Below are 24221 nucleotides of genomic sequence, written 5' to 3' on the forward strand. Positions count from 1 at the left end.
CCACCACGGCAGTCGCCGGCCCCGGCGGATGAGCCGGACGCAGCGGGCGCGCCCCGCCGACGGCGGACCTGAGCCCCCCTCACGTGAACGGCCCGCCGGGCCCACTCCTCGGAGCAGGACGGCGACGCGCCGGCGCCACGTCGTGGGGCGAGGGCAGCACCCCGCGCATCGCCCACCGTTGACGGTCGCGACGGATCCGCAGGCAGGTGGCGTGGAGTGGAAAGTCGGCTCGGCCGACTTACCACGCCGGCTGGGGCGGTGGCCGGGGGTGCCCGGTCAGGACGCGGCGGCGACGGCGGCGGCGTAGAGGGCCGTGATGGTGTGGTCGAAGTAGGCGGTGTAGGAGGTGTCGGGGGTGTCGCCGCCCTGCTCGTAGCCACCGATCAGGCCGACGACGTCGCCGGTGTCGGTGCTGATCCAGGGGCCGCCGCTGGTGCCGCCCGGGTAGGAGGGGCAGTCGATCCGGCGCTGGTAGGTGCTCTGACGGGTGGTGGCGTTGGTGCAGAGCAGCGGGCTCTCGCTCGCGTTGGGGTAGCCGTAGAGCTGTACCCGGGCCGTGAAGCCCTGCTCGGTGCCGAGGTCGTTGGCACCGACCACGTCCTCTATCCGGCGGCCGTCGTTGTCGGCGACCTCCAGGATGGCGAAGTCCTCGTCCTCGTCCTGATCGCTCCGCCAGCCGGCCGCGGTGTGGATCGCGGTGACCTTCCAGGCGCCGTACGGGGCACTGCCGTCGCGGTAGCCGGGGACGAAGCTGACGCCGGTGGTGGTGCTCAGGCAGTGGGCGCCGGTGAGCAGCAGATTGCGGGTGGGACTGTGCACCACGCTGGCCGTGCAGAAGTGGTTCCCGGCCGCGACTGCACCGTCGAACAGGGCGCCGACCTTGGCGGATTGCGCGTCGGCGGGGGCGGCGGCGGTGGTGCCGAGCACGGCGTCCGAGGAGGACCGCGCGGGGGAGGCCGGGGAGGCGGGCGAAGCCGGCGACGCCGGGGAGGCGGGCGAAGCCTGGGAGGTCGGGGCAGCCGGGGAGGGGGACGGGACCGGCGGGGACGGCGCGGGGTCTGCCGGCGGCGCGGCGGCCGGCCGGGCACTGCTGGCCGCGGCACTCTGCGAGGTGATGGTGTGCGCGCCCGCCAAAACCAGCGCGACCGCGACGGCCGTGCAGGAGGTGAGCAGGGTCGGCCCGATGATGCGGCGTCGCGGGGTGCGGTGGCGGGAGTGTTGACCCATACGCTGCTCGGCTCCTGCCCGGGGGTCGGTACGTCGGTGCGGACCCGTCCGACTATCGGCCGGGGATCTTGGAGAGCCGTGATAGCGGGCTGGGAGGCGGATGAGAATCCGCCTCCCAGCCCTGGGACGTACGTGTTCGCGGTCGCCGAGCTCCCGGTCAGGACGCGCGCTGGCGTGCGGCCGCCGCCTCGGCGCCCGCCGCGGTCGCCGGGGCGCCTTCACCGGTGGCCTCGCCCGGGGCCGGCCGGTGGTTGATCATCAGGAAGGCGATCAGGGCCGCGCAGAGCAGGATGCCCATCGCCACCCAGGTGGCCACCACGTAGCCGTGGACGGCGCCCTGGGCCTGGACGCTCGGATCGGAGGCGATCCGGGTCGCCAGGAAGCTGGCCGTGGCGCTGGCCGCGATGGTGTTCAGCAGCGCCGTGCCGAACGATCCGCCGACCTGCTGGGCGGAGTTGATGGTGGCCGAGGCCGCGCCCGCCTCGTTCGGTGGCACGTTCAGGGTGGCCAGGCTCATCGAGGGCATGAAGACCATGCCCATACCGAAGCCGAGCAGCAGTTCGGCCGGGAGCACCATGGTCACGTACGGGCTGTCGACCTGCATCTGGGTCAGCCAGGCCATGCCGCCGGCCGCCAGCAGCAGGCCGGGGGTGATCAGGTTCCGGGACGGCACCCTGGTCATCAGCCGGGCCGCGATGCCGGTCGAGGCCAGCACGATGGCGCCCGTCATCGGCAGGAAGGAGACGCCGGTCAGCACCGGCGAGTAGCCCTTGATCACCTGCAGGTAGTAGGTGAGGAACAGGAACAGGCCGAACAGTCCGATCATGGCCAGGCCCACCGACAGGGCGCCGCCGCCACGGTTGCGCTCGCCGACGATGTGCAGCGGCAGCAGCGCGTGCTCGGTCCGCTTCTCCACCAGGACGAAGAGGGCCAGCATGGCGACGCCGAGCAACAGCGAGCCCAGCACCAGCCAGTCGCCCCAGCCCCGGTTCACGGCCTCGGAGGTGCCGTACACGATGGCGAGCAGACCGCCGCAGCCGAGGAACGCGCCCGGCAGGTCGAGCTTGACCCGGCGGCCTTTGGCGATGTGGTCGGCGGTCAGCACGTAGGAAGCGGCGATGGCTGTCACGATGGCGATCGGCGTGTTGACGAACAGGCACCAGCGCCAGTTCAGGTACTCGGTCAGCAGGCCGCCGGAGATGAGGCCGATCGCGGCGCCGCCGCCGGCGATCGCGCCGAAGATGCCGAACGCGGTACTGCGTTCCCGCGGATCGGAGAACGTGGTGGACAGCAGACCCAGCGCCGACGGGGCCAGCAGCGCACCGAAGGCGCCCTGCAGGGCACGGGCCGCGAACAGCATCGTGGGGCCCTGGGCCCCGCCGCCGAGCGCGGAGGCCGCGGCGAAGCCGAGCAGGCCGATGATGAACACGCGTTTGCGGCCGAAGAGGTCACCCAGCCGGCCACCGAGCAGCAGCAGGCCGCCGAAGGCCAGGGTGTACGCGGTGATCACCCATTGCCGGTCCGCATCCGAGATGCCCAGGTCCTGCTGGGCCGACGGGAGCGCGATGTTCACGATGGTGATGTCGAGGACGATCATGAGCTGGGCGATGGCTATGACTGCCAGCGCCCACCAGCGGCGGGTGTCCGCCGACTGATCGCTTCGAGAAGCTTGAGGAGACACTGGGAGGGCCTTCCGGGGAGTTCGGAGAGGACACGCAGTTGCCTTCCAGCGAAACTCTCGGGCGCCCGAATGGCAAGGAAAATTGTCACTGAATAGGGTGAATTAGGACGAAAGTCCGATGCCTTCTGGGACCCGGGACGACCGGTGCGGGGGCCCGTCGTGGACCCCCGCACCGGAACTCTCGCGGGTACCCCCTACTGGTACCTCGGTCATCGGCGCCGCCCGGTCGGGTGCAGCCGGCCCGCCTACAGCGCGCCGAGTTCCTCGACCAGGTCGTCCAGTCCGAGCGAGCCCTGCGAGAGCGCCGCCATGTGCCAGGCCTTGAGGTCGAACTCCTCGCCGCGCGCCTCGTGCGCCGCCTTCGCCGCCGCACGCCCGCGCAGCCAGGCGCGCTCGCCCAGCTTGTAGCCGATCGCCTGGCCGGGCATGCCCAGGTAGCGGACCAGCTCGCTGTCCAGCACCTCCGTGGGCAGCCCGCAGTAGGTACCGAAGAACTCCCGGGCGGCGTCCGGCAGCACCGGCTCGCCCGGCCGGTACGGCGAGTCCGCGGGGAAGTCCAGGCCGACGTGCATGCCGATGTCCACGATCACCCGCAGCGCGCGCATCATCTGGGCATTGAGGTAGCCGAGGCGGTGACCGGAGTCGGTGAGGTAGCCCAGCTCGTCCATCAGGCGCTCGGCGTACAGCGCCCAGCCCTCCAGGTTGGCGCTCACACCGCCCAGGCTCACCTGGTAGGTCGACAGCCGGTCCGCGACGTAGTTCCACTGCGCCAGCTGGAGGTGGTGGCCCGGCACGCCCTCGTGGTACCAGGTGGAGACCAGGTCCCAGACCGGGAAGCTCTCCCGGCCGAGCACCGGGAGCCAGGTCCGGCCGGGGCGGGCGAAGTCCAGCGACGGCGCGGTGTAGTACGGCGCGGCGGCGCTGCCGGCCGGGGCGAGCTTGGACTCCACCCGGGTGACGGGCTCGGCGAGGTCGAAGTGGGTGCCCTGGAGATCGCTGATCGCCTGGTCCATCAGGCCCTGGAGGTACTCACGGGTGGCCTCGGCGCCCTTGATGGCCGGTCCCTGCGTCTCCAGCCACTTCATGGCCTCCATCGGGGTGGCGCCCGGCAGCACCTTGTCGGCCTCGGCCCGCATCTGGGCGTCCAGGTCGCGGAACTCCTGCCAGGCCCAGGTGTACGCCTCGTCCAGGTCCAGGTCCGCGCCGGTCCAGTAACGCACCCAGCGGGCGTAGCGTTCGCGGCCCGCGGTGTCCGGGGCCTCGGCGGCGGCCACGGCGTACACGTCGCGCAGCCAGTCGCGCAGCTCGGCGAGCGCCGCGGCGGCCGCGAGGGCGCCCTCGCCGAGCCCGGCGCGCAGCGACTCGGGGGCGTCCTGGACGAAGTCGCCGAACCAGCCGCCCGGGGTGCCCGTCTCCAGCCACTCGCCGAGCTGGCCGAGCACCGTGACGACCTGGCGGGGCCCGGAGAGCAGGTCGCGCCCGATGCCCTCCTCCAGCGTCGCGCGGTACTGGCCGAGCGCCTGCGGCACCCGCGCCAGCCGGCGGCCGATCTGCTCCCACTGCTGCTCGGTGTCGGCCGGGGACAGCGTGAGGATGTCCCGCACGTTGTGCAGTGGCGAGCCCAGGTTGCTCACGGCGCGGTAGTGCTCGCCCGCGTCGTGGACGGCGAGTTCGGCGGTGAGGCGCTCGCGCAGCAGCCGGGCGCAGCGGCGCTCCGCCTCGTCCTCGGACGGGGCGAGGGCGTCGAGCCGGGCCAGGGTGTCGCGGGCGAGGCCGGCGACCGCCCGGGCGCCGGCTGGCGAGAGGTCGGGCAGACGATCGTCGTCGGGATTGAGTCCGAGGTACACCGCGGTCAGCGGGTCGAGCTCGGCGAGGGCCCGGACGTAGCCGTCCGCGATGCGGCGGGGGGTGGTGCCGTCTTCGTGAGAGTTGATCAGTTCTTCAACCATTTGGACATCCTTTCGCAGCCGGGGCCGATTGCAAGACCCTTTGGCCAGGCTCACCCGGTGCACGTGGGCCGCCCGGGGCCCCGGCCTCGCGCGCGGCGTCCGGGCTTGCCGGCGGGCCGTGGTGAGTCCGCGTCAGCTGCCGCGCCGGTGCGCCGAGGCCCACGCCGGTGCCCGCGCCGGCGGGCCGCCCGAGCGCGTCCGACGGGCGCCGGAGCACAACGGGGCGCCGCAGACCAGGGCCGAATCGGCGGGACGGCCATTACGCTGACCAGCATGGAAGCCCGATCAGCGTCCGAGAACTCCCCCGGTGTGCCGAGCGCCCCCCAGGGCCGCCCCCGCCGCGGCGGGTACCGCCGGCTGCCGGTGCAGCAACGCCGCGAGCAACTGATCGAGGTGGCCCTGGAGCTGTTCGCCGCCCGGCCGCCCGAGGAGGTCAGCCTCGATGACGTGGCGGAGGCCGCCGGCGCCTCCCGCCCGCTGGTCTACCGCTACTTCGCCGGTGGCAAGCAGCAGTTGTACGAGGCCGCGCTGCGCAGCGCGGCGGACGAGCTGACGAGCAGGTTCAGCGTGCCGCGGAAGGGCAGCCCGACCGAGCAGCTGGCCGCCGTCCTGGACCGCTACTTCGACTTCGTGGCCGAGCACGACGCCGGGTACGGGGCGCTGCTGCGCGGTGGTTCGGTGGTCGAGACGGCGCGGACCTCGGCGATCGTGGACGAGGTGCGGCGGGCGGCGCTGCGGCGCACGCTGCGGCATCTGGGGGTGCGGCAGGCCGGGCCCCGGCTGACGATGCTGGTCCGGTCGTGGATCTCGGTGGTCGAGGGCGCGTCGCTGAGCTGGCTGGACGAGGGCCGGCAGATCCCGCCGGCCGAGCTGCGGGACTGGCTGGTGGACCAGTTCGTCGCGATGAGCGCGGCGACGGCGGTGCATGATCCGCAGACGGCGCAGGTGCTGGCCGGGCTGCTCGCGCTGGAGGAGCCGGACGGGCCCGCGCCGGCGCTGGTGGAGCGGCTGCGGGCGCTGCTGGCCGCGCAGCCCGTCGTGCGCTGAGGCCGCTGCGCGTCGGGGCCGCCGCGCGCTGATTCGTGTCGCGTGCCGGTCCGGACGGGCGCCGGTCCGGTAGGCGCGGTCCCGACCCCCGTGCCCGGGGTCGGGGTCTCGTGCGTGCGAGGGTCAGGGACGCGGTCAGGCCTTGCCGATCACCTGGCGCTGGCGGCCGAGACCGTCGATCTCCACCTCGACGATGTCGCCGGGCTGGAGGAACGGCGTGCCCGGGTGGCCGAGGGTGACGCCCGCCGGGGTGCCGGTGATGATCACGTCGCCGGGCTCCAGCACCATGAAGTGGGTCAGGTAGCGGACGATCTCCAGCACCGGGAAGACCATGTCGGCGGTGGAGCCGTTCTGCCGCAGGGCGCCGTTCACCCACAGCCGCAGCGGCAGCCGCTGCGGGTCCGCGACCTCGTCCGCGGTGACCAGCCAGGGCCCGAGCGGGGTGAAGGTCTCGGCGGACTTGCCCTTGTCCCACTGGCCGCCGCGTTCGAACTGGAAGGCCCGCTCGGTGACGTCGTTGGCCACCGTGTAGCCGGCGATGACGGCCGCCGCGTCCCGGTGGGTCTCCAGGTAGCGGCCGGTCCGGCCGATCACGATGGCAAGCTCGGCCTCGTAGTCGGTCTTCTCGCTGCCGCGGGGCACCAGGACCTCGTCGTAGGCGCCCACCACGGTGTTGCCGGGTTTGAGGAAGACCACCGGCTCGTCGGGGAGCTGGGCGCCGGCCTCGGCGGCGTGGTCCCGGTAGTTGAGGCCGATGCCGACCACCTTGCCCGGGCGCGTCACCGGCGCGCCGAGCCGCTGCCCGGCGACGTCGGTCACCGGCAGGTCGCCGGCGGCCACCGCCCGGGCCAGCTCGGCCGGGTCGAGCCCGGCGAGGAACGCGCCGTCGATGTCGCGGGTCCGGCCCGAGAGGTCGTACGCGGTGCCGTCCTGGCCCAGTACGACCGGGCGCTCAGCGCCGGGTCGGCCGACACGGAGGAGCTTCATATGACCGTCACCACCTGGTTCGTCGCATCTCACCGGGGAGGCCGCACACCTCCCCCGGTCTATGCATCCGAGGTATATCAACGCTTTCCACCTGCGAACCAGGGAGGCGGGATGGGCGAATTCCTATCAATTCATACAGGGCCGCCAGGGCCCGAATCAGCTGCCCGTACGGTTGACAACCCCGCCGCAGACCTCGGACGTACGCGCTCGCGCGGGCGTCAGGCCTGGGCGGGGGCACCCCGCAGCACGGTGGCCAGGGGCAGCGGCGCGCTGCCGCCGGGGCCCAGCCGGGCGAGCTCGCGTTCGTGCCGGGCGAGGTCGCGTTCGGCGTCGGCGCGGGCCTCGGGGTCGGCGGCCAGGGCCGGGCCGAGCTCGCGCAGCAGGGCGACGGCGGCGGCCAGGTCACCGGCGCGGGCCAGCCAGAGCGCGAGGTCGTGGCAGGTCCGCAGGGTACGCGGGTCGGCCGGCCCGCACGCGCGCGCCAGGTCGGGGATCAGCTCGCGCAGCAGGCGTACCGCCTCGGCGGGCCGGCCGTCCGCGCCCTGCGCCCAGGCCCGGTCGGCGCGCTCCCGCAGTTCATCGGGGCTCGGACCGGGCGCCTGCGGACCGGCGGCCCCAGGACGGGCAGCCCCCGGACCGGGCGCCTGCGGGCCCTGCAGGCGGATCGCCGCGAGCCTGCGCCGGACCTCGGCGGCGTCCACCGGACGGTCGGCCGGGTCCTTGGCGAGCAGTTGCAGGATGAGGGCCGCCAACGCCGGGTCGGCGGTGTGCGGCCGCTCGGGCCGCTCGTGCAGATGGTGGTACATCAGTGCGGCGGCCGACTGCGCCATGAAGGGACGGCGGCCGGTGCTCAGCTGGTAGAGGACGCAGCCCAGCGCGTACAGGTCGGCCCGGCCGTCCACCGCGCCGCCCGTCCACCGCTCGGGCGAGAGGTAGTGCGGGCTGCCGATCACGCTGCCGGTGCTGGTCAGCCCGGCCGACTGGGTCTCCAGCCGGGCGATGCCGAAGTCCAGCACCTTCGCCTCGCCGTCGTCGGTGATCATGATGTTCTCGGGCTTGATGTCCCGGTGCACCACCCGGGCGCCGTGGGCGGCCTCCAGCGCCGAGCAGACCTGCTCGGCCCACTCCAGCGCGGCCTCGGGCTCGGGCACGCCGTCCCTCAGCACGGCGGACAGCGGCCGGCCCCGGACCAGCTCCATCACCAGGTAGTGCGTGGAGAATCCGCCGTGCCGCACCTCGCCCAGGTCGTGCAGGGTGACGATGTGCCGGTTGTTGAGGCCGCCGACCGTACGGGCCTCGCTGACGAAGCGCCGGACCTCGCGCTCGTCGGCGGCCTTCTCCTCGGAGATCACCTTCACCGCGACCGGGCGGCCCACCTTGGTGTCGAACGCCTGCCAGACCACCCCGAAGCCGCCCCGGCCGAGCTCCCGGTCCAGCCGGTAACGCCCGTCCAGCATGTCTCCCGCGTTCATGACCGCCCCCAAGTCCGCCGATTCCGAACGGTGTTCACCCTAGCGGCGGACGGCGGGACCGGTACCTGGCGCCGGCCCTGCCCTCAGTAGCCCGGCGGCGGTGCGCCCAGCGCCGCCAGCGCCACCTGCTCGGCCGTCAGATGGTCGGGCGCCAGCATCACCCGGTCCAGCAGACCGGGCACACCGGTGCGGCGTTCCAGCTCCCGCAGACAGGCGTCGGCCTCCTGGTCGGTGTCGAAGTCCCACACCAGCAGCCGGTGGACGAACGCCACCGCCTCCACCCAGGTGAGCCCGGCGCCGCGGCCCTCCTTGGTCAGCCCCCACAGCTCCGCGTAGCGGCCGAGGTCCAGCCGCACCTCGGACAGCAGCGGATGCGCCTCCCCCAGGGTCTGCTGCACCAGCGGCACCAGCTGCCGCAGCTGGTGCAGGGCGCCCGCCCGGTCGCCGGTGTTGGCGATGTGCAGGGCCAGGTCGTGCTGCGCCTTGAGCACCCGGGCGTCGTACGGGCCCAGGGTGGCCGCCAACTGCGGGATCAGCCCGTACAGCTGCTGGACCGCGGCCTGTGAGCCGCCCGCGTTGCCGGTGGCGCAGGCCAGGTCGAAGCGGGCGTGCAGGGTGTCCGGGTCGGCCGCGCCCAGGGCCTGCGCCATGTCCAGGACCAGCTGCTGGAGGAGGTGGACGGCACCCACGTGGTCCCCGGCGGCGTCGCGGTACCAGGCCAGCTCGCGCCAGGTAACCAGGGTGTCCCGGTCGTAGCGGCCGAGCTCGGCGGTCGCCTCCCGGGCGAGGGTCTCCAGCAGCACCGCCGCGTCACCCGGGCTCGGCGCGGCGGCGGCGGCCCGCCGCTGCCCGAGCAGCCGCTCCCGCGCCCCGGCCACGGGCCCGGCGGGACCGGCGGGCGGAGCGGCCGACGGAGCGGCGGGCGCGACGGCGGGCGCGGGAGGAGCGACGGACGGCGGAGCGGGGGGCACGGGAGGCGTGGCTGCGGCCGGGGCCGTCGGCGGCCCGGACGGCGGCTCCGGCGGGGGCGGCGGACCGAACTCCCCGGGTGGCGGCACCGGGACGGCTGCGTCGAGCGACATCTGGCGACTCCTCCGCGTGGGCTGCTGCGCTCATTCTGCCGGTGCGGCCCGGCCCCGCAGCGGGGAGGCCCCCCGGCAGTGCGAGGATGGATGCCAGGGCAGGCGACGGAGCGGCCCGCACGAGCCGGAGGTGGCGGTCATGGCCAAGCAGGCCCCGCAGAGCGACCCGGTGCAGGACGCCCCCAGGGTGTCCGCGCCCCAGCACGCGGCGGCCGGGCTGCCGGCCGTCGGCCACAGCCTGCGGATGGCCACCGAGCAGATGGGCGCCCGCCGCACCCTGGCCACCCTGCGCAAGGTCAACCAGCCCGACGGCTTCGACTGCCCCGGCTGCGCCTGGCCCGAGCCCGGCAAGACGCACGCCGCGGAGTTCTGTGAGAACGGCGCCAAGGCCGTCGCCGAGGAGGCCACCGAGCGGCGGATCACCGCCGCGTTCTTCGCCGAGCACTCCGTCGAGCAGCTGGCCGACCGCTCCGGCTACTGGCTCGGCCAGCAGGGCCGCCTCACCGAGCCGATGTTGCTGGACGAGGGCGCCACCCACTACGTACCGGTCTCCTGGGACCGCGCGTTCGACATCGTCGCCGAGGAGCTCGGGGCACTGGAGAGCCCGGACGGCGCCGCGTTCTACACCTCCGGCCGCACCAGCAACGAGGCCGCCTTCGCGTACCAGCTGTTCGCCCGCCGGCTGGGCACCAACAACCTGCCGGACTGCTCCAACATGTGCCACGAGTCCTCCGGCTCGGCACTGGTGGAGACGCTCGGCGTGGGCAAGGGCAGCGTCAGTCTCAAGGACCTGTACCAGGCCGATCTGATCATCGTGGCGGGCCAGAACCCGGGCACGAACCACCCCCGGATGCTCTCCGCGCTGGAGCGGGCCAAGCGGGCCGGCGCGAAGATCGTCAGCGTCAACCCGCTGCCCGAGGCCGGCCTCGAACGCTTCAAGAACCCGCAGAACGCCCGCGGCCTGGTCGGCCACGGCACCAAGCTGACCGACCTCTTCCTGCAGATCCGGCTCGGCGGCGACCTCGCGCTCTTCCGCGCCCTCAACCAGCTGATCCTGCGCGCGGACGCCGTCGACCACGGCTTCATCGCCGAGCACTGCCTCGGCTTCGAGGAGTTCGCCGCCGAGGCCGAGGCCACCGACCGCGAGGCCGTACTCGCCGCGACCGGCCTGCCGTACGAGCAGATCGAGGAGCTGGCCCGGCTGGTGCTGGCCTCGCAGAAGATCATCGTCTGCTGGGCGATGGGCCTGACCCAGCACAAGCACGCGGTGCCGACCATCCGCGAGGTGGTCAACTTCCTGCTGCTGCGCGGCAACGTCGGCCGCCCCGGTGCCGGGGTCTGCCCGGTACGCGGGCACAGCAACGTCCAGGGCGACCGCACGATGGGCATCTTCGAGCGCCCGTCCACCGCCTTCCTGGACGCACTGGGCCGGGAGTTCGACTTCGAGCCGCCGCGCCACCACGGCCTGGACTCGGTGGACACCATCCGCGCGATGCGCGACGGCCGGGTCAAGGTGTTCTTCGCGATGGGCGGCAACTTCGTGGCCGCGACCCCCGACACCGAGGTGACCGAGGCCGCGATGCGCCGCTGTCGGCTCACCGTGCACGTGTCCACCAAGCTCAACCGCTCGCACGTGGTGACGGGTGCCCGGGCACTGATCCTGCCCACCCTCGGCCGCACCGACCGGGACGTGACGCCCGCCGGCGCCCAGTTCGTCAGCGTCGAGGACTCGATGGGCATGGTGCATTCGTCGCGGGGCGGGCTGCGCCCCCCGGCGCCCGGGCTGCTCTCCGAGGTCGCGATCGTCTCCCGGCTGGCCCGCACCGCCCTCGGGCCGCAGGACGGTGTCCCGTGGGAGGACTTCGCCCGGGACTACGACACCGTGCGTGACCGGATCGCCCGGGTCGTGCCGGGCTTCGACGACTTCAACGAGAAGGTCCGCCGGCCCGGCGGCTTCGCCCTGCCGCACGGCCCGCGCGACAGCCGGACGTTCCCCACCGCGACCGGGAAGGCCAACTTCACCGTCAACCCACTGACCGCGCCCGAGGTCCCCGCGGGCCGGCTGCTGCTCCAGACGCTGCGCTCGCACGACCAGTACAACACCACGATCTACGGCCTGGACGACCGCTACCGGGGCATCAGCGGCGGCCGCCGGGTGGTCATGGTGAACCCCCAGGACGCGGCGGAGCTGGGCCTGACCGAGGGGTCGTACGTCGACCTGGTGAGCGAATGGCGGGACGGCGTGAAGCGGCGGGCCCCGCACTTCCAGGTGGTGCACTACCCGGTGGCCAGAGGCGGCGCGGCCGCGTACTACCCGGAGACCAACGTGCTGGTGCCGCTGGACTCCACCGCCGACATCAGCAACACCCCGACCTCCAAGGCCGTGGTGATCCGCTTCGAGCCGGACAGCGGACTGGCGGCGAACGGGAGCTGACAAGGCGGCGGGCGGCGCGGGGGACGGCGGGCGACTTCGGGACGACGGGCAGCTTCGGGACGACGGGTGGCAACGGGCGGCCGACGGGACCCGGCGGGGCAGCGCGGGCCATTGTCCGATTTGCCACTGACCTAACGGAGTGTCCGCAGCTGCGCCCCACACTCCGGCCCGCACGCTCATCCCGCTGGTCGCCCCGGCGATCCTGGTCGGCATCCTCTCCAGCCTGATCCTGATCGGCATCAGCCGGCTGGCCGGGCAACTGGAGAAGCCCGCTGACCCTCTTCAAGGGCCTGGACCAGCTCAAGGAACTGGCCGGCGAGTACACCACCCGCAGCGGCTGGAACCTGCTCGGGCTCTGCCTGATCAAGCTGCTGGCGCTGCTGGTGGCGGCGGCCTGCGGATTCCGCGGCGGCCGGATCTTCCCCTCGGTGTTCGCCGGGGCCGCGCTGGGCTTCGCGGTGAACGCCGCGATCCCGTCCGTACCGCCCGCCCTCGCGGTGACCTGCTCGATCCTGGGCCTCCTGCTCGCCGTCACCCGTCAGGGCTGGCTCAGCCTGTTCGCCGCCGCGATCATCGTGCCGGACTACGCCCTGCTGCCGATGCTGATCGTGGCGGCGCTGCCCGCCTGGCTACTGGTCACCGGACGGCCGGAGATGCTGATCCGCCGGGCCGCCCCGACACCGACCCCGGCCGCCGCCTGAGCGGGGCCGGGGCGCCTGGCGGTCAGGGCCGGGCTCAGTCCCGGCTGGGCGTCGAGGAGCCCGCCGACGGCGAGGCCGGACGCGCCGCCGTGGAGGCGGTGGAGGACGACGGGGAGGACGGGGAGCCGGATCCGGTGCCGGTCGGCTCGCCGGTGGCCGGGGTGGTCGCCGTACCCGAGGGAGTCTGGGCCGGCGTGCCGGTGCCGGACGGCGTACCCGTGCCGGACGGCGTACCGGTGCCGGACGGGGTGCCCGTGCCGGACGGGGTGCCCGTCGGCGTCTGGGTACCCGTGGCCGGCCCGGAGGGCGTGGCCCCGGGCGTCGGCGTACCGCCCTCGGGCGTCCCGGACGGCGTACCCGACGGCGTACCGGTGGGCGAGCCGGTGGCCGGGTCCACCGGGGTGGCGGTCGGCGCCGTGACCGGCGCGCCGGCGGACGGCGGGACCACCGGCAGCTGGGCCGGCGGCGTGGGCGCGATCTTCGTCACCGAGTCCCAGCCCGCCGGGAGGTCCGGGACCTTCCAGGCCCCGCCCTTGTCGTCCGACGCGGTCTCCGGGTCGGGCCGGACGGCGCCGAGGATCGGCATCGCACCGATCGGCGACACCTTGATCTGCGCACCGGTACGCGGCGCCTGCACGACCAGCCCGCCACCGATGTACATGGCGACGTGCGTGGCGCCCTCGTAGTAGATGACCAGGTCGCCCGGGCGCATCTGGTTCAGCGGCACGTGCTGGAGCTGGGCCCACTGCTCCTGGCTGGTGCGCGGGATCGGCCGCCCGGCGTGCAGCCAGGCCTGCGAGGTCAGGCCCGAGCAGTCGAAGACGTCCGGCCCGGTGCCGCCCCAGAGGTAGTCCTTGCCGAGCTGAGCCAGCGCGTACGCCACCGCGGCCCGCCCGGCCGCCGAGGGCGTCCGCTCGCCCTGGCCGAGCGCGCCGGAGGCCAGGAAGGCCAGCTGGGCCTGGTCCGCCTGGACCTTCTCCAGCTTCTCCAGCTCGGTGCGCTGGGCCCCGGTGAGCGAGGCGACCAGCTGCTCGACACCGGCCAGCTCCTTGGCCACCCCGGCCTTGGCGGTGTCCTGCTGGGCCATCAGCGCCTGGGAGTCCTTGAGTGCGCTCTCGGTGCGGCCCTGGAGCTCGGTCAGCGCGAGGCGGTCCGCCTTGAGCCGGTCCAGGAAGGCCGACTGGGAGCGGCTGGCCTCGGCCAGCAGCTCGGCGATGGTGACCGCCTCGTACGGGTCCTTGGAGAGCAGCAGCTCGGCGTAGGCGGACGCGGCGCCGTTGCGGTACTGGGCCGCCGCAAGCTGGGCGGCGACGTCGGTGCCGGCGTCCACCGACTTCTGCTGGCGCTCCAGCCGGGCGCGCAGGTCCGCGAGCGCGCTCTGCTGCTCGGCGAGCTTGGCCGCGGTGCCGTTGTATTGCTCGGTGGCCGCCTCGACGCCGCGGTAGAGCTCGTGCAGCTTGTCCAGCAGCGGGCCCAGGGTGGCCTTGGCCTCAGCCAGGGGATCCGCACCCGGGGCCGCGGTCGGCGCGGCGGGCCGCGTACCCGGCTCCGGAGCCGCGAAGGCGGCCTGCGCGGACAGCGGCAGGGCCAGCGCGGCCACCGCCCCGCACCGCAGTGCCGCCCGTACCCACGGCCGCACACCAGTCGTGTCGGCCCGTCGTACAGCGCCGCCCATCGGCCCGCCTTCCCCACCCTAGACAGATCCCCGGCTCCCCCGGATCTCCGTCGATCCTGCCATGCCAAGCGGACACCAGACAGAGCGCGCCCGCACCGGCCGGTGAATTCTCAGCCGACGGCACCGGCTGACTGTGAGACAGGTCTCAGCAAACCACTGCGAACCCGGACGATCCGTGCGAAAGGCCAGCTCAGTAGGGTGATCTCCACGCTTTCACAATCTCTTCGCAACCCCTGGGACACCCCTGGAACCGCAACGCCTGGGCCCGTTCACCTTCCGTTCACCAACCATCCCTACCGTCGCCGATGACACAAGCATCAGTGCGACAACTACGACGATTGTTTGGGTATGGAACACATCTCGTTCCTGGTAGCCGTTGTGATCATCACAGCGCTCGCCTTCGACTTCACCAACGGGTTCCACGACACCGCCAACGCGATGGCCACCTCCATCGCGACGGGAGCCCTCAGGCCGAAGGTCGCGGTCACCATCGCGGCCGTGCTCAACTTCGCGGGCGCGTTCCTGTCCGTGAAGGTCGCCACCACCATCTCCGGTGGCATCGTCAACGAGAAGGCGGGCATCCACCCGTCGATCATCTTCGCCGCGCTGGTCGGGGCGATCCTGTGGAATCTGCTGACCTGGCTGCGCGGGCTGCCCTCCAGCTCCTCGCACGCGCTGTACGGCGGCCTGATCGGCGCCACCATCGTCGGTGTCGGCCTGAACGGCGTGAACTTCAACACCGTCGTCACCAAGATCCTCATCCCGGCGGTGGCCTCCCCGATCGTGGCCGGCCTGGCCGCCTGGGGCGCCACCAAGCTGGCGTACGCGATCACCAACCGTGGCAACGAGAAGACCACCACCAAGGCCTTCAAGACCGGTCAGATCGCCTCCTCGTCGCTGATCTCGCTGGCGCACGGCACCAACGACGCCCAGAAGACCATGGGCATCATCACCCTGACCCTGGTCTCGGTCGGCGCCCTGCCCAAGGGCGCGCTGCCCCCCACCTGGGTGATCGTCAGCGCCGGCGCCGCCATCGCGCTCGGTACCTACATGGGCGGCTGGCGGATCATCCGCTCGATGGGCAAGGGCCTGGCCGACATCAAGGCCCCGCAGGGCTTCTCCTCGGAGACGGCGGCCGCCGCGGTCATCCTGACCTCCTCGCACATGGGCTACGGCCTCTCCACCACCCAGGTCTGCTCCGGCGGCATCATGGGCGCCGGCCTCGGCGGCCCGCAGCGCAAGCTGAACTGGAGCATGGCCCGCCGGATGGTCTACACCTGGGGCCTGACCCTGCCCGCCGCCGCCACGGTGGCCGGTATCGCGGCCTTCGTCGCGGACCAGGGCACCTGGGGCGTCATCGTGGTCGGTGCCGCGCTGGTGGCCGGCTCCGGCGCGATGTTCGTCATCTCGCGCCGCCAGCCCGTGCACGCCGGCAACGTCAACGAGGTCACCCCGGCCGACGTCACCCCGGTCGACGTCACCCCCGCGGTCGTCCCCACCCCCGCCTCGACCACCGTCGCGGCCTGAGGAGCTACCCCATGAACATCAAGTGGAACGCCCTGGCCCAGACCGCCGGCTTCAGCTTCGGCATCACCGTCGCGGTGGTCTCGGTCTTCGCCCTCGGCATCCTGGCCCTGTCCCGCCGCGAGGCGGCGTTGGAGGCCCGTCGCTCCGGTGAGGCCGGCGCCGGCGGCGGCTCGCTGGCCCTGGCCGGCGCGACCGTCTGCTTCGCGGCCTGCGCCTCGGCCGTGGTCTACGGGCTGACGCTGATCGCCGGTTAGCCGGCCGGCGTACCCACGCACAAGGGCCCGGAGTGGATCACCACTCCGGGCCCTTCGCGTTGCCCGCCCGGCGCCCGCCCCCGGGCGGGGCGGCTCAGTCCGCCCGGCCGGTCTTCAGCGGCACCTCGCGGATCAGCAGCACCACCACGAAGGCCAGCAGCGCGCACGGCGCGGCCACCAGGAACACGACGCCGACCCCATGCCCGAAGGCGTCCGTCACCAGCGGGACGAGCGGCGCGGGCAGCCGGTGCAGATCGGGGATCTCGCCGCCGCCGAGCGCCGCCCCGCCGTGCCCGGCCTGGATGTGCGCGGCCGCCAGGTTCTCGGTGAGGTAGCGGCCGACCCGGTCGGTCATCAGGGCGCCGAGCGCCGAGACGCCCATCGCGCCGCCCATCGTCCGGAAGAAGGTGACCACCGAGCTGGCGGCGCCGAGCTCGTGCCGCGGGACGGTGTTCTGCACCGCGAGGACCAGGTTCTGCATGGTCAGGCCGAGGCCGATACCGGTCACCGCCATGTAGAGCGAGAGCGGGCCGTAGCCGGTGTCCGAGCGGATGGTGCCGAGCAGCGCGAAGCCCGCGGCCAGCAGGAAGGTGCCGGCCACCAGGAAGCCCTTCCACCTGCCGTACCGGGTGATCAGCTTGCCGGCCACGGTGGAGGAGACCGCCAGGCCCAGGATCATCGGCAGCGTGAGCAGCCCGGCCGTCGTGGGCGACTTCTCACGGGCGAGCTGGAAGTACTGGCCGAGGAAGGTCGTCGCGCCGTACATCCCGACGCCGACCAGCACACTGGCGAGCGCGGCCAGGGTGACCGTACGGTGCCGGAAGAGGTGCGGCGGGATGATCGGCTCGGCGGCCCTGCGCTCGACGACCACGGCCAGGGCGCCGAGCAGCAGCCCGCCGCCGACCATCACCGCGGTCTGCCAGGAGAGCCAGGCGTAGTTCTTGCCGGCCAGTGTGATCCAGATCATCAGCAGGCTGACGGCGCCGGTGATGACGGTCGCACCGAGGTAGTCGATCTTCGCCTTGCGCCTGACCACCGGCAGCTTCAGGGTGCGCTGCAGGACCAGGATGGCGAGCAGCGAGAACGGGATGCCCACGTAGAAGCACCAGCGCCAGCCGAGCCAGCCGGTGTCCACGATCACCCCGCCGATCAGCGGGCCACCGATGGTCGCGAGCGCGAAGACCGCGCCGAAGTAGCCGCTGTAGCGGCCGCGCTCGCGCGGCGGCACCATCGCCGCCAGGCAGATCTGGGCCAGCGCGGTGACCCCGCCGGCGCCGATGCCCTGGAGCACCCGGCAGCCGATCAGCTCGGCGGTGTTCTGGGAGAGGCCGGCCAGCGCCGAGGAGAGGATGTAGATCACCAGCGCGATCTGGACCAGCAGCTTCTTGCTGACCAGGTCGGAGAGCTTGCCCCAGATCGGGGTCGAGGCGGTGAGCGACAGCAGCGCGGCCGTGATCACCCAGGTGTAGGCGGACTCGCCGCCGTGCAGGTCGGTGAGGATGCGCGGCAGGGCGTTGGAGACGACCGTCGAGGACAGCACGGCCACGAAGAGGCCGAGCAGCAGCCCGGACAGGGCTTCGAGAACCTGGCGGTGCGTCATCGGGGTGGCGTCGGCGGCGGCTCCGGGCGGGGCGGTGGAGGTGACGGTCATCGGGGTCCTTCGGCACTGGTGCGAGAGTTCGTTGCCTTGAGCAACCATAAGGAGGATGGTTGACTAAGGCAACCTTCTTCAAGCCCGGGTCAAGGCGGCCGTCCGCACACCGATCAGTTCCGGCCGGGCTCCTCGGCCAGCTCGTTGAAGCGCCCCAGCAGCTCGGCGAAGCACTCGACATCCGCCTGCGGCCAGGTCTCCATCAGCTCCCGGTAGCGCTCCATCCGGGCGGCCCGCACCCGCAGGTACCGCGCGGCGCCGTCCTCGGTCAGTGACACCAGCGCCGACCTGCGGTCCAGCGGATCCACCTCACGGGCCACCAGCCCGAGCTCCTCCAGCGCCTTGATCTGGCGGCTCACCGTGGCCTTGCCGACCGCGAAGTGCGCGCCGACGTCCGTCACCCGGACCCGGCCGGCCTGCTCGATGTACGCCAGCATGCTGTACGCCGTGCCCTCCAGCTGCGGGTGCACCCGGCGCGACAGCTCCGCCACCCTCGCCCGCCCCCGCCGGAACAGCAGCGCCACCTCCCGCTCGACCGCCAGCAGGGCCTTCTCCTCATTCACCGCGCCAGTATCCCGCAGGCCACGGCGCGGCCGGCCGGGCGCCCGCCCCGGACCGGGACGACGGCTCGTCAGTCACGCGCCTGGGCGTAGCGGCCCGGGTCGGCGAGGACGGCCCGGACCACACCCACCGCCGCACCCAGCAGCGGCCCGCGCCGGCCGAACCGGGACGCCGTCAGCCACTCCTGCGACCAGGGGCGCACCGCCACCCGCGCGGCCAGTTCGGCGCGCATCGCGGGCAGCAGCCAGGGCGCCAGCTCGGCGTAGCCGCCGCCCAGCACCACCTCGGCCGGATCCAGCAGGTTCACCGCGCCGGCCACCGCGACGGCGAGCATCTGCCCGGCCCCGGCGAGCGCGGCCCGGACCTTCTCGTCCCCGGCCACCGCCCGCCCGGCCAGCAGCGCCACCCAGTCCCCCGGGGCGCCCGCCAGGCCCGCCGCCCGCAGCACCGCCCGCTCCCCTGCGTACTGCTCCAGGCAGCCGCGCGCCCCGCAGGAGCACGGCGGACCGTCCGGCCGCACGGGTACGTGGCCCAGCTCGCCGGCGTAGCCGCGGGCGCCGCGCAGCAGCCGCCCGCCGACCACCACGGCCGCGCCGATGCCGGCCTCGGCCGACACATGGAGGAAGTCCTCGGCCCGCCCGCCGAGCCAGAGCTCCGCGAGGCCGCCGAGGTTGGCGTCGTTGTCCACGTCGATCGCCAGCGCGGAGAGCTCGTGCGCCCCGGTGGCGCGCAGCGAGCTTCGCAGCTCGGCCGCGGCCGGCACCCCCTCCCAGCCGAGGTTGGAGGCCCGCTCCACCACCCCCTCGGCGGCGCCCACCAGGCCGGGTACGGCGAGGGCGAGCCCGGCCGGGTGCAGGGCGGCCTCCCCGGCGGCGCGGCGCACCAGCTCGGCGAGGTCGGCCAGCACCGCGGCGGGCAGCCGGCCCCGGTTGCGGATCTCCATCCGGTGCCAGCTGCGGACCTCGCCGCGCAGGTCCACCACGCAGGCGGCCAGGTGATCGACGCCGACCTCGGCGCCGATTCCGCCGGGCCCCTGCGGGTCGAGGGCCAGCGCCGTCCCGGGGCGGCCGACCTTGCCGCTGGGCGCGGCCGGGCCGCTCTCGGTGAGGAGCCCGGTGTTGAGCAGCTCCTCGGCCAGGGAGGAGACGGCCGCGCGGGTGAGGCCGGTGGCCGCGGCGAGCTCGGCCCGGGAGCGCGGCTCGCGGGCCACGTGCCCGAGCACCAGGGCGAGGTTGGCACGTCGCATGCCCTGCTGGCTGGCGGGCCCGCCCCGCGTCACGTCCGTGTCCCGCATGACCGTCACCCTGCTCCTCGACCGGCGTCGAACGTTTGCAGGGTAACCGCGATCATCCGGTGCGGCCCGGCTCAGTAGGCCTCTTGCCGCTCCTGCTCGGGCCGGGCGGCGGCGCGCTGGACGAACACCCACTGCCGCATCGCCCAGAAGCGGAAGAGCATCGCCAGGAAGGTCCCGACGATCATGCCGCTGAAGAAGTCGGCGAACTCCTGGGTGAGCGCGCTGACCTCGGGCTCGCGCAGGTTCAGGGCGTAGCGCGAGATGATCAGCGGCAGGTCGTTGACGGCGATCGCGACGGCACTGACCCCGAAGAAGAGGACCATCTCGCGCTGGCGGCCCTTCGCCCGGAAGGACCACTGCCGGTTCAGGACGTACGACAGCGCGGTGGCGATCACGGTGGCGACGGTCAGTGCCACCACGGGCTTGTGCTCCAGCACGGTGAGCTTCAGCGACAGGTTGATCACCATCGTCAGCGCGAAGCAGGTGCCCCCGACCAGCAGGAACTTCACGAGTTCGCGGTGCCGCACCAGGAACGGTCGCACTCCGGCCGGGACTCTGGCCAGGACTCGCTGGGTGGGGGACGGCATCTTGGCAGTGTCGCACGACGGGGGCTTGTTCCTTCTTTGGGCGCCCGCTCGCCTCCGGGGCGCTCTTGTCCGGCGCCGACACTCGGCGCTCCGGCACTCGCTTCGCTCGCTTGTCGCTCCTCCCTTTCGGCACCGGCGCGCCCCTTCGGCTCGGGGCGCGATCGGCGGGGGTGGGCGTCAAGGCGCCGGGGCGCTCGGGGCGCGGCCGGCGGCGTGAGCGTCAAGACGTGGGAGCGGGGCGAGGCGGGGCTGACGGTCGTCGCTCCGGCACTCGCTTGGCTCGCTTGTCGCTCCTCCCTTTCGGCACCCGGGCGCGGCGGCGCCCGGCGGGGTCCGCTGGGATCCCGCCGGGCGCCGTTGTGCGCCGCCGCGGGCGCTACGCCGCGACCAGCATGTCCGCCGGTTCCAGAGCCAGCGTCAGCACCTCGCGCACGTCGGCCACCGGATGGACCGTCAGCCGCTCCAGCACCTCGGCCGGGACGTCGTCGAGGTCCGGCTCGTTGCGCTTGGGGATGATCACCGTGGTGACCCCGGCGCGGTCGGCGGCGAGCAGCTTCTGCTTCACCCCGCCTATCGGCAGCACCCGGCCGGTCAGCGACACCTCACCCGTCATCGCGACGTCCGTGCGCACCTTGCGCCCGGAGAGCAGCGAGGCCAGCGCGGTGGTCATGGTGATTCCGGCACTCGGCCCGTCCTTGGGCACGGCCCCGGCCGGTACGTGCAGGTGCACGCCCCGGTCGCGCAGCGAGGTGACCGGCAGCTCCAGCTCGGCGCCGCGCGAGCGCAGGTAGGAGAGCGCGATGTGCGCGGACTCCTTCATCACGTCGCCCAGCTGCCCGGTCAGGGTGAGCCCGGTGCCGCCGGTCTCGGCGTCGGCGAGCGAGGCCTCGATGTAGAGGACGTCGCCGCCGGCGCCCGTCACCGCCAGGCCGGTGGCCACGCCGGGGACGGCGGTGCGCCGCTCGGCGGGTTCCTGGGCCGCCTCCGGTACGTGGTGCGGGCGGCCGATCAGGGCCCGCAGGTCGTCGGGGCCGATCACCACCGGCAGCTCGCGCTCACCGAGCTCGCTCTGCGCGGCGATCTTCCGCAGCACCCGGGCGATCGAGCGCTCCAGACTGCGTACGCCCGCCTCCCGGGTGTACTCGCCCGCCAGCCGGCGCAGCGCCGCCTCGTCGAGCGTGACCTCCTCGGGTTTCAGGCCGGCCCGCTCCAGCTGCCGGCCCAGCAGGTGGTCCCGGGCGATGACGATCTTGTCGTCCTCGGTGTAGCCGTCCAGGCGGACCAGCTCCATCCGGTCGAGCAGCGGCTCGGGGATGGCCTCCAGCACGTTGGCGGTGGCGAGGAAGACCACGTCGGAGAGGTCCAGCTCGACCTCCAGGTAGTGATCGCGGAAGGTGTGGTTCTGCGCCGGGTCCAGCACCTCCAGCAGGGCGGCCGCAGGGTCTCCCCGGTAGTCGGAGCCGACCTTGTCGATCTCGTCGAGCAGCACCACCGGGTTCATCGAGCCGGCCTCCCGGATCGCCCGGACGACGCGGCCGGGCAGGGCCCCGACGTAGGTGCGCCGGTGGCCGCGGATCTCCGCCTCGTCCCGGACGCCGCCGAGCGCGACCCGGACGAACTTGCGGCCCATCGCCCGGGCCACGGACTCGCCGAGCGAGGTCTTGCCGACGCCCGGCGGGCCGACCAGCGCCAGCACCGCACCGCCGCGCCGCCCGCCGACCAGGCCGAGGCCCTGCTCCTCGCGCCGCTTGCGCACGGCCAGGTACTCGACGATGCGGTCCTTGACGTCGTCCAGGCCCGCGTGGTCGGCGTCCAGCACCGCGCGGGCGCCGGCGATGTCGTACGCGTCCTCGGTGCGCTCGTTCCAGGGCAGTTCGAGGACGGTGTCCAGCCAGGTGCGGATCCAGCTGCCCTCGGGCGACTGGTCGGAGGCGCGCTCCAGCTTGTCGACCTCCTTGAGGGCGGCCTCGCGGACCTTCCCGGGCAGGTCGGCGGCCTCGACCCGGGCGCGGTAGTCGCCCTCCTCGTCGGCCGGCTCGCCGTTCAGCTCGGCCAGCTCCTTGCGGACGGCCTCCAGCTGGCGGCGGAGCAGGAACTCCTTCTGCTGCTTGGCGACCCCCTCCTCGACGTCCTTGCGGATGGTGTCGTTGACCTCCTCCTCCGCGAGGTGGTCGCGCAGCAGGGTCAGCGCGTACTCCAGGCGGGCGATCTGGTCCGCCTCCAGGAGCACCTTGAGCTTCTGCTCGGCGGTCGCGAACGGCGCGTAGCCGATGTTGTCGGCGAGCTCGCCGACGCCCTCGATCTGGGCCACCCGGTCGACGATCTGCCAGGCGCCGCGCTTGCGCAGCCACTGGGTGGAGAGGGTCTTGTACTCCTTGACCAGCTCGGCGGCCCTGGCGGGCAGCGGCTGGCCGACGGCGGACTCCCGGAACGGGGCCGTCTCCACCCAGAGCGCGGCGCCGGGGCCCGTGGTGCCGACCCCGATCCTGACCCGGCGCACGGCGCGGACCAGCGCGGCCGGATCCCCGTCGGCGAGCCGGCCGACCTGCTCGATGGTGGCCAGCGTGCCGGCCGCCGCGTACGAGCCGTCCACCCGCGGGACCAGCAGGACCTGGGGCTTGGCCGAGCCGGCCGCAGCCGACCTGGCGGCCTCGACGGCGGCGCGCACCTCGGTGTCGGACAGGTCCAGCGGGACGACCATGCCCGGCAGGACGACCTCGTCGTCCAGCGGCAGTACGGGCAGGGTGAGCGGTGTGGACGTCGATGCCATGATCTCTCCCCAGTCAGCGAACTTGAGTTGACCTGACTAAGGTTTGGCGGGCACCGGTTGTTCCCCGGCAATTGTTCGCCGTGAGCGAAAGGACGAATGCGCAGGCGAGAGGGCCTCTGAAGGCTCCCTGGACGGACCTTCGAGGGGGGCCGGGAGCAGGCCCGAGGGGCGAGGCGCCGGGCAACGCCCGACGAGGCGTGCGACGGAGACCACCGGACCCGGCGAGCCCATGGCGCCCGGTGCGCCGGGCCTGACCGGCAGGCCGCCGCACCGGACGTGTCCGGCGTGCCCGCTACGCCCGGTCGAGGACCGCCGCCCGCCCGCGCCGCGCGGACTGCACCCGCTTCGGCCCGCGCGCCCGGGTGGGCCGGCCGGGCCCCCGCCGCAGCCAGCGCCAGAGCGAGATCCCGACCAGCAGCGCGGCGGGGTGCCCCACCCCGGTGACCAGATCCTGGTCGGAGACGATCTGGTCGACGATCATCAGGCCCGCGCCACCCAGCGCCAGCAGCCGCCCGCGCGGACCGAGCAGCCCCGCGAGCGCGCCGAGGCTCGCCAGCACGCCGTAGCTGACGCCGATGTCGAGGGAGTCCAGCGCCTGCGGGTCCAGTCGCCCGGTGCACACCGCGACCAGCACCACCGCCTGCGAGAGCAGGGTGGCGGCCACGTGCCCGGCCGCGAAGACCGCAGCCGCCCGGGCCGACCCCACCCGCCGCTCCAGCGGGGCGACGGTGAAGGCGAACGCCCACAGGTACGGCATCCAGACCGGCCCGGCCACCCAGAAGCCGCTCAGCAGCAGCGCGCGCACCGGGTGGTGCAGCAGGTTGTGCCCGTCCGAGCTGGAGAGCTGCTGGAGGTGGCGCACCAGCTCGGGGTCGGCGAGGCAGGAGAAGCAGGTGGTGGCCGCGAGCACGGCCAGGTATCCGAGGGCGAAGGGGTTGCGGCGTGGCGTCGGCACCCGGCTCAGCACCCAGCCGACCACGCCGATGCGCAGCCCGTACCGCAGCGCGCCGTACGGCGGCCCGGCCGGCGCGGCACCGTCGGGTCCGGGGGCGCGCCCTGGAACCGCCATGCCGCCTCCACTCCGCACCCGTCGCGCGCCGCGCACGATGCGTCCGGTGCCCTGCTCCGCGCCCTCTGACGCCGCCCGCATGGCCGCCGGGATGCCCGGCGGCGAGCTTGTCGTGCTCACGATACGTCCACTACCTGGGAGATACCTGTGTATTGCCCGTGAGGATCACCGGGCGCATGCCCGGAACACGGGCCCGAAGTTGGTCCGGACCAGCGGTCTGTTTACGCACGAGTAGCAATACTTCACGTGAGTC

General features: G+C 73.6%; 18 protein-coding genes. 5 read left to right on the top strand and 13 right to left on the bottom strand.

Annotated features, from left to right (window positions below):
* Positions 1-276: 276 nt before the first annotated feature.
* From ACIBH3_RS00410 to ACIBH3_RS00420, 3 genes are all read right to left on the bottom strand, one after another.
* The gene (locus ACIBH3_RS00410; protein WP_396309591.1) at positions 277-1227 is read right to left on the bottom strand and encodes a trypsin-like serine peptidase; all 951 of its coding nucleotides are present in this window, start codon (positions 1225-1227) and stop codon (positions 277-279) included.
* Between the two features lie 157 nt (positions 1228-1384).
* Positions 1385-2824, bottom strand: coding sequence for an MFS transporter (locus ACIBH3_RS00415; protein ID WP_396309592.1), 1440 nt, complete (start codon positions 2822-2824; stop codon positions 1385-1387).
* Between the two features lie 329 nt (positions 2825-3153).
* Positions 3154-4857: a DUF885 domain-containing protein gene (locus ACIBH3_RS00420; protein ID WP_396309593.1), complete on the bottom strand. Its 1704-nt coding sequence runs from the start codon at positions 4855-4857 to the stop codon at positions 3154-3156.
* Positions 4858-5130: 273 nt separating this feature from the next.
* Between ACIBH3_RS00420 and ACIBH3_RS00425 the strand changes: the two genes are divergently transcribed.
* A complete protein-coding gene (locus ACIBH3_RS00425; protein ID WP_396309594.1) occupies positions 5131-5904 on the top strand; it encodes a TetR/AcrR family transcriptional regulator in 774 nt (257 codons plus the stop codon).
* Between the two features lie 135 nt (positions 5905-6039).
* Here the strand turns inward: ACIBH3_RS00425 and ACIBH3_RS00430 are convergent, their stop codons facing one another.
* The 3 genes from ACIBH3_RS00430 to ACIBH3_RS00440 form a co-directional block, all read right to left on the bottom strand.
* Positions 6040-6891 (bottom strand): fumarylacetoacetate hydrolase family protein, encoded by an 852-nt coding sequence (locus ACIBH3_RS00430; RefSeq protein ID WP_396309595.1) that lies wholly within the window; start codon positions 6889-6891, stop codon positions 6040-6042.
* 218 nt (positions 6892-7109) lie between these two features.
* The gene (locus ACIBH3_RS00435) at positions 7110-8363 is read right to left on the bottom strand and encodes a protein kinase (protein WP_396309596.1); all 1254 of its coding nucleotides are present in this window, start codon (positions 8361-8363) and stop codon (positions 7110-7112) included.
* A gap of 83 nt (positions 8364-8446) precedes the next feature.
* Positions 8447-9445 carry a hypothetical protein gene (locus ACIBH3_RS00440; protein ID WP_396309597.1) on the bottom strand — a complete coding sequence of 333 codons (999 nt, stop codon included), beginning with the start codon at positions 9443-9445 and terminating at the stop codon, positions 8447-8449.
* A 139-nt stretch (positions 9446-9584) separates the two neighbouring features.
* Here ACIBH3_RS00440 and ACIBH3_RS00445 point away from each other — a divergent pair, with 139 nt between their 5' ends.
* Both ACIBH3_RS00445 and ACIBH3_RS00450 read left to right on the top strand, forming a co-directional pair.
* Positions 9585-11879: an FdhF/YdeP family oxidoreductase gene (locus ACIBH3_RS00445; RefSeq protein WP_396309598.1), complete on the top strand. Its 2295-nt coding sequence runs from the start codon at positions 9585-9587 to the stop codon at positions 11877-11879.
* A gap of 272 nt (positions 11880-12151) precedes the next feature.
* Positions 12152-12580, top strand: coding sequence for a chloride channel protein (locus ACIBH3_RS00450; protein WP_396309935.1), 429 nt, complete (start codon positions 12152-12154; stop codon positions 12578-12580).
* Positions 12581-12614: 34 nt separating this feature from the next.
* On the opposite strand, the gene ACIBH3_RS00455 is transcribed toward ACIBH3_RS00450, so the two are convergent.
* Positions 12615-14180, bottom strand: coding sequence for an NlpC/P60 family protein (locus tag ACIBH3_RS00455; protein WP_396309599.1), 1566 nt, complete (start codon positions 14178-14180; stop codon positions 12615-12617).
* A gap of 423 nt (positions 14181-14603) precedes the next feature.
* Here ACIBH3_RS00455 and ACIBH3_RS00460 point away from each other — a divergent pair, with 423 nt between their 5' ends.
* Together ACIBH3_RS00460 and ACIBH3_RS00465 are read left to right on the top strand one after the other, a co-directional pair.
* Complete coding sequence (locus ACIBH3_RS00460; RefSeq protein WP_396309600.1) at positions 14604-15782, top strand: anion permease; 1179 nt, start codon at positions 14604-14606, stop codon at positions 15780-15782.
* An 11-nt stretch (positions 15783-15793) separates the two neighbouring features.
* Entirely contained in the window at positions 15794-16036 is a 243-nt protein-coding gene (locus ACIBH3_RS00465; RefSeq protein WP_396309601.1) for a hypothetical protein, read from the top strand.
* A 94-nt stretch (positions 16037-16130) separates the two neighbouring features.
* Here ACIBH3_RS00465 and ACIBH3_RS00470 read toward each other — a convergent pair whose 3' ends face one another.
* From ACIBH3_RS00470 to ACIBH3_RS00495, 6 genes are all read right to left on the bottom strand, one after another.
* Positions 16131-17687 carry an MDR family MFS transporter gene (locus ACIBH3_RS00470; RefSeq protein WP_396309602.1) on the bottom strand — a complete coding sequence of 519 codons (1557 nt, stop codon included), beginning with the start codon at positions 17685-17687 and terminating at the stop codon, positions 16131-16133.
* A gap of 113 nt (positions 17688-17800) precedes the next feature.
* On the bottom strand, positions 17801-18250 hold the full coding sequence (locus ACIBH3_RS00475) for a MarR family winged helix-turn-helix transcriptional regulator (RefSeq protein WP_396309603.1): 450 nt from the start codon (positions 18248-18250) through the stop codon (positions 17801-17803).
* A gap of 68 nt (positions 18251-18318) precedes the next feature.
* Positions 18319-19542 carry an ROK family protein gene (locus ACIBH3_RS00480; protein WP_396309604.1) on the bottom strand — a complete coding sequence of 408 codons (1224 nt, stop codon included), beginning with the start codon at positions 19540-19542 and terminating at the stop codon, positions 18319-18321.
* A 71-nt stretch (positions 19543-19613) separates the two neighbouring features.
* Positions 19614-20129, bottom strand: coding sequence for a GtrA family protein (locus ACIBH3_RS00485; protein WP_396309605.1), 516 nt, complete (start codon positions 20127-20129; stop codon positions 19614-19616).
* A 376-nt stretch (positions 20130-20505) separates the two neighbouring features.
* On the bottom strand, positions 20506-22899 hold the full coding sequence (gene lon, locus ACIBH3_RS00490; RefSeq protein ID WP_396309606.1) for an endopeptidase La: 2394 nt from the start codon (positions 22897-22899) through the stop codon (positions 20506-20508).
* Between the two features lie 292 nt (positions 22900-23191).
* Complete coding sequence (locus tag ACIBH3_RS00495) at positions 23192-23968, bottom strand: rhomboid-like protein (protein WP_396309607.1); 777 nt, start codon at positions 23966-23968, stop codon at positions 23192-23194.
* Positions 23969-24221 lie beyond the last annotated feature (253 nt).

This window comes from Kitasatospora sp. NPDC050543 (assembly GCF_044457565.1).
In the GTDB taxonomy this organism is placed as follows: domain Bacteria; phylum Actinomycetota; class Actinomycetes; order Streptomycetales; family Streptomycetaceae; genus Kitasatospora.

Excerpts from the sequence above, each read along its gene's own strand:
- ACIBH3_RS00420 (WP_396309593.1), bottom strand. The coding sequence starts at position 4,857 with ATGGTTGAAGAACTGATCAACTCTCACGAAGACGGCACCACCCCCCGC.
- ACIBH3_RS00415 (WP_396309592.1), bottom strand. The coding sequence starts at position 2,824 with ATGATCGTCCTCGACATCACCATCGTGAACATCGCGCTCCCGTCGGCC.
- lon (WP_396309606.1), bottom strand. The coding sequence starts at position 22,899 with ATGGCATCGACGTCCACACCGCTCACCCTGCCCGTACTGCCGCTGGAC.
- ACIBH3_RS00465 (WP_396309601.1), top strand. The coding sequence starts at position 15,794 with ATGAACATCAAGTGGAACGCCCTGGCCCAGACCGCCGGCTTCAGCTTC.
- ACIBH3_RS00425 (WP_396309594.1), top strand. The coding sequence starts at position 5,131 with ATGGAAGCCCGATCAGCGTCCGAGAACTCCCCCGGTGTGCCGAGCGCC.
- ACIBH3_RS00480 (WP_396309604.1), bottom strand. The coding sequence starts at position 19,542 with ATGCGGGACACGGACGTGACGCGGGGCGGGCCCGCCAGCCAGCAGGGC.
- ACIBH3_RS00440 (WP_396309597.1), bottom strand. The coding sequence starts at position 9,445 with ATGTCGCTCGACGCAGCCGTCCCGGTGCCGCCACCCGGGGAGTTCGGT.
- ACIBH3_RS00460 (WP_396309600.1), top strand. The coding sequence starts at position 14,604 with ATGGAACACATCTCGTTCCTGGTAGCCGTTGTGATCATCACAGCGCTC.
- ACIBH3_RS00495 (WP_396309607.1), bottom strand. The coding sequence starts at position 23,968 with ATGGCGGTTCCAGGGCGCGCCCCCGGACCCGACGGTGCCGCGCCGGCC.
- ACIBH3_RS00470 (WP_396309602.1), bottom strand. The coding sequence starts at position 17,687 with ATGACCGTCACCTCCACCGCCCCGCCCGGAGCCGCCGCCGACGCCACC.
- ACIBH3_RS00410 (WP_396309591.1), bottom strand. The coding sequence starts at position 1,227 with ATGGGTCAACACTCCCGCCACCGCACCCCGCGACGCCGCATCATCGGG.
- ACIBH3_RS00430 (WP_396309595.1), bottom strand. The coding sequence starts at position 6,891 with ATGAAGCTCCTCCGTGTCGGCCGACCCGGCGCTGAGCGCCCGGTCGTA.
- ACIBH3_RS00485 (WP_396309605.1), bottom strand. The coding sequence starts at position 20,129 with ATGCCGTCCCCCACCCAGCGAGTCCTGGCCAGAGTCCCGGCCGGAGTG.
- ACIBH3_RS00435 (WP_396309596.1), bottom strand. The coding sequence starts at position 8,363 with ATGAACGCGGGAGACATGCTGGACGGGCGTTACCGGCTGGACCGGGAG.
- ACIBH3_RS00445 (WP_396309598.1), top strand. The coding sequence starts at position 9,585 with ATGGCCAAGCAGGCCCCGCAGAGCGACCCGGTGCAGGACGCCCCCAGG.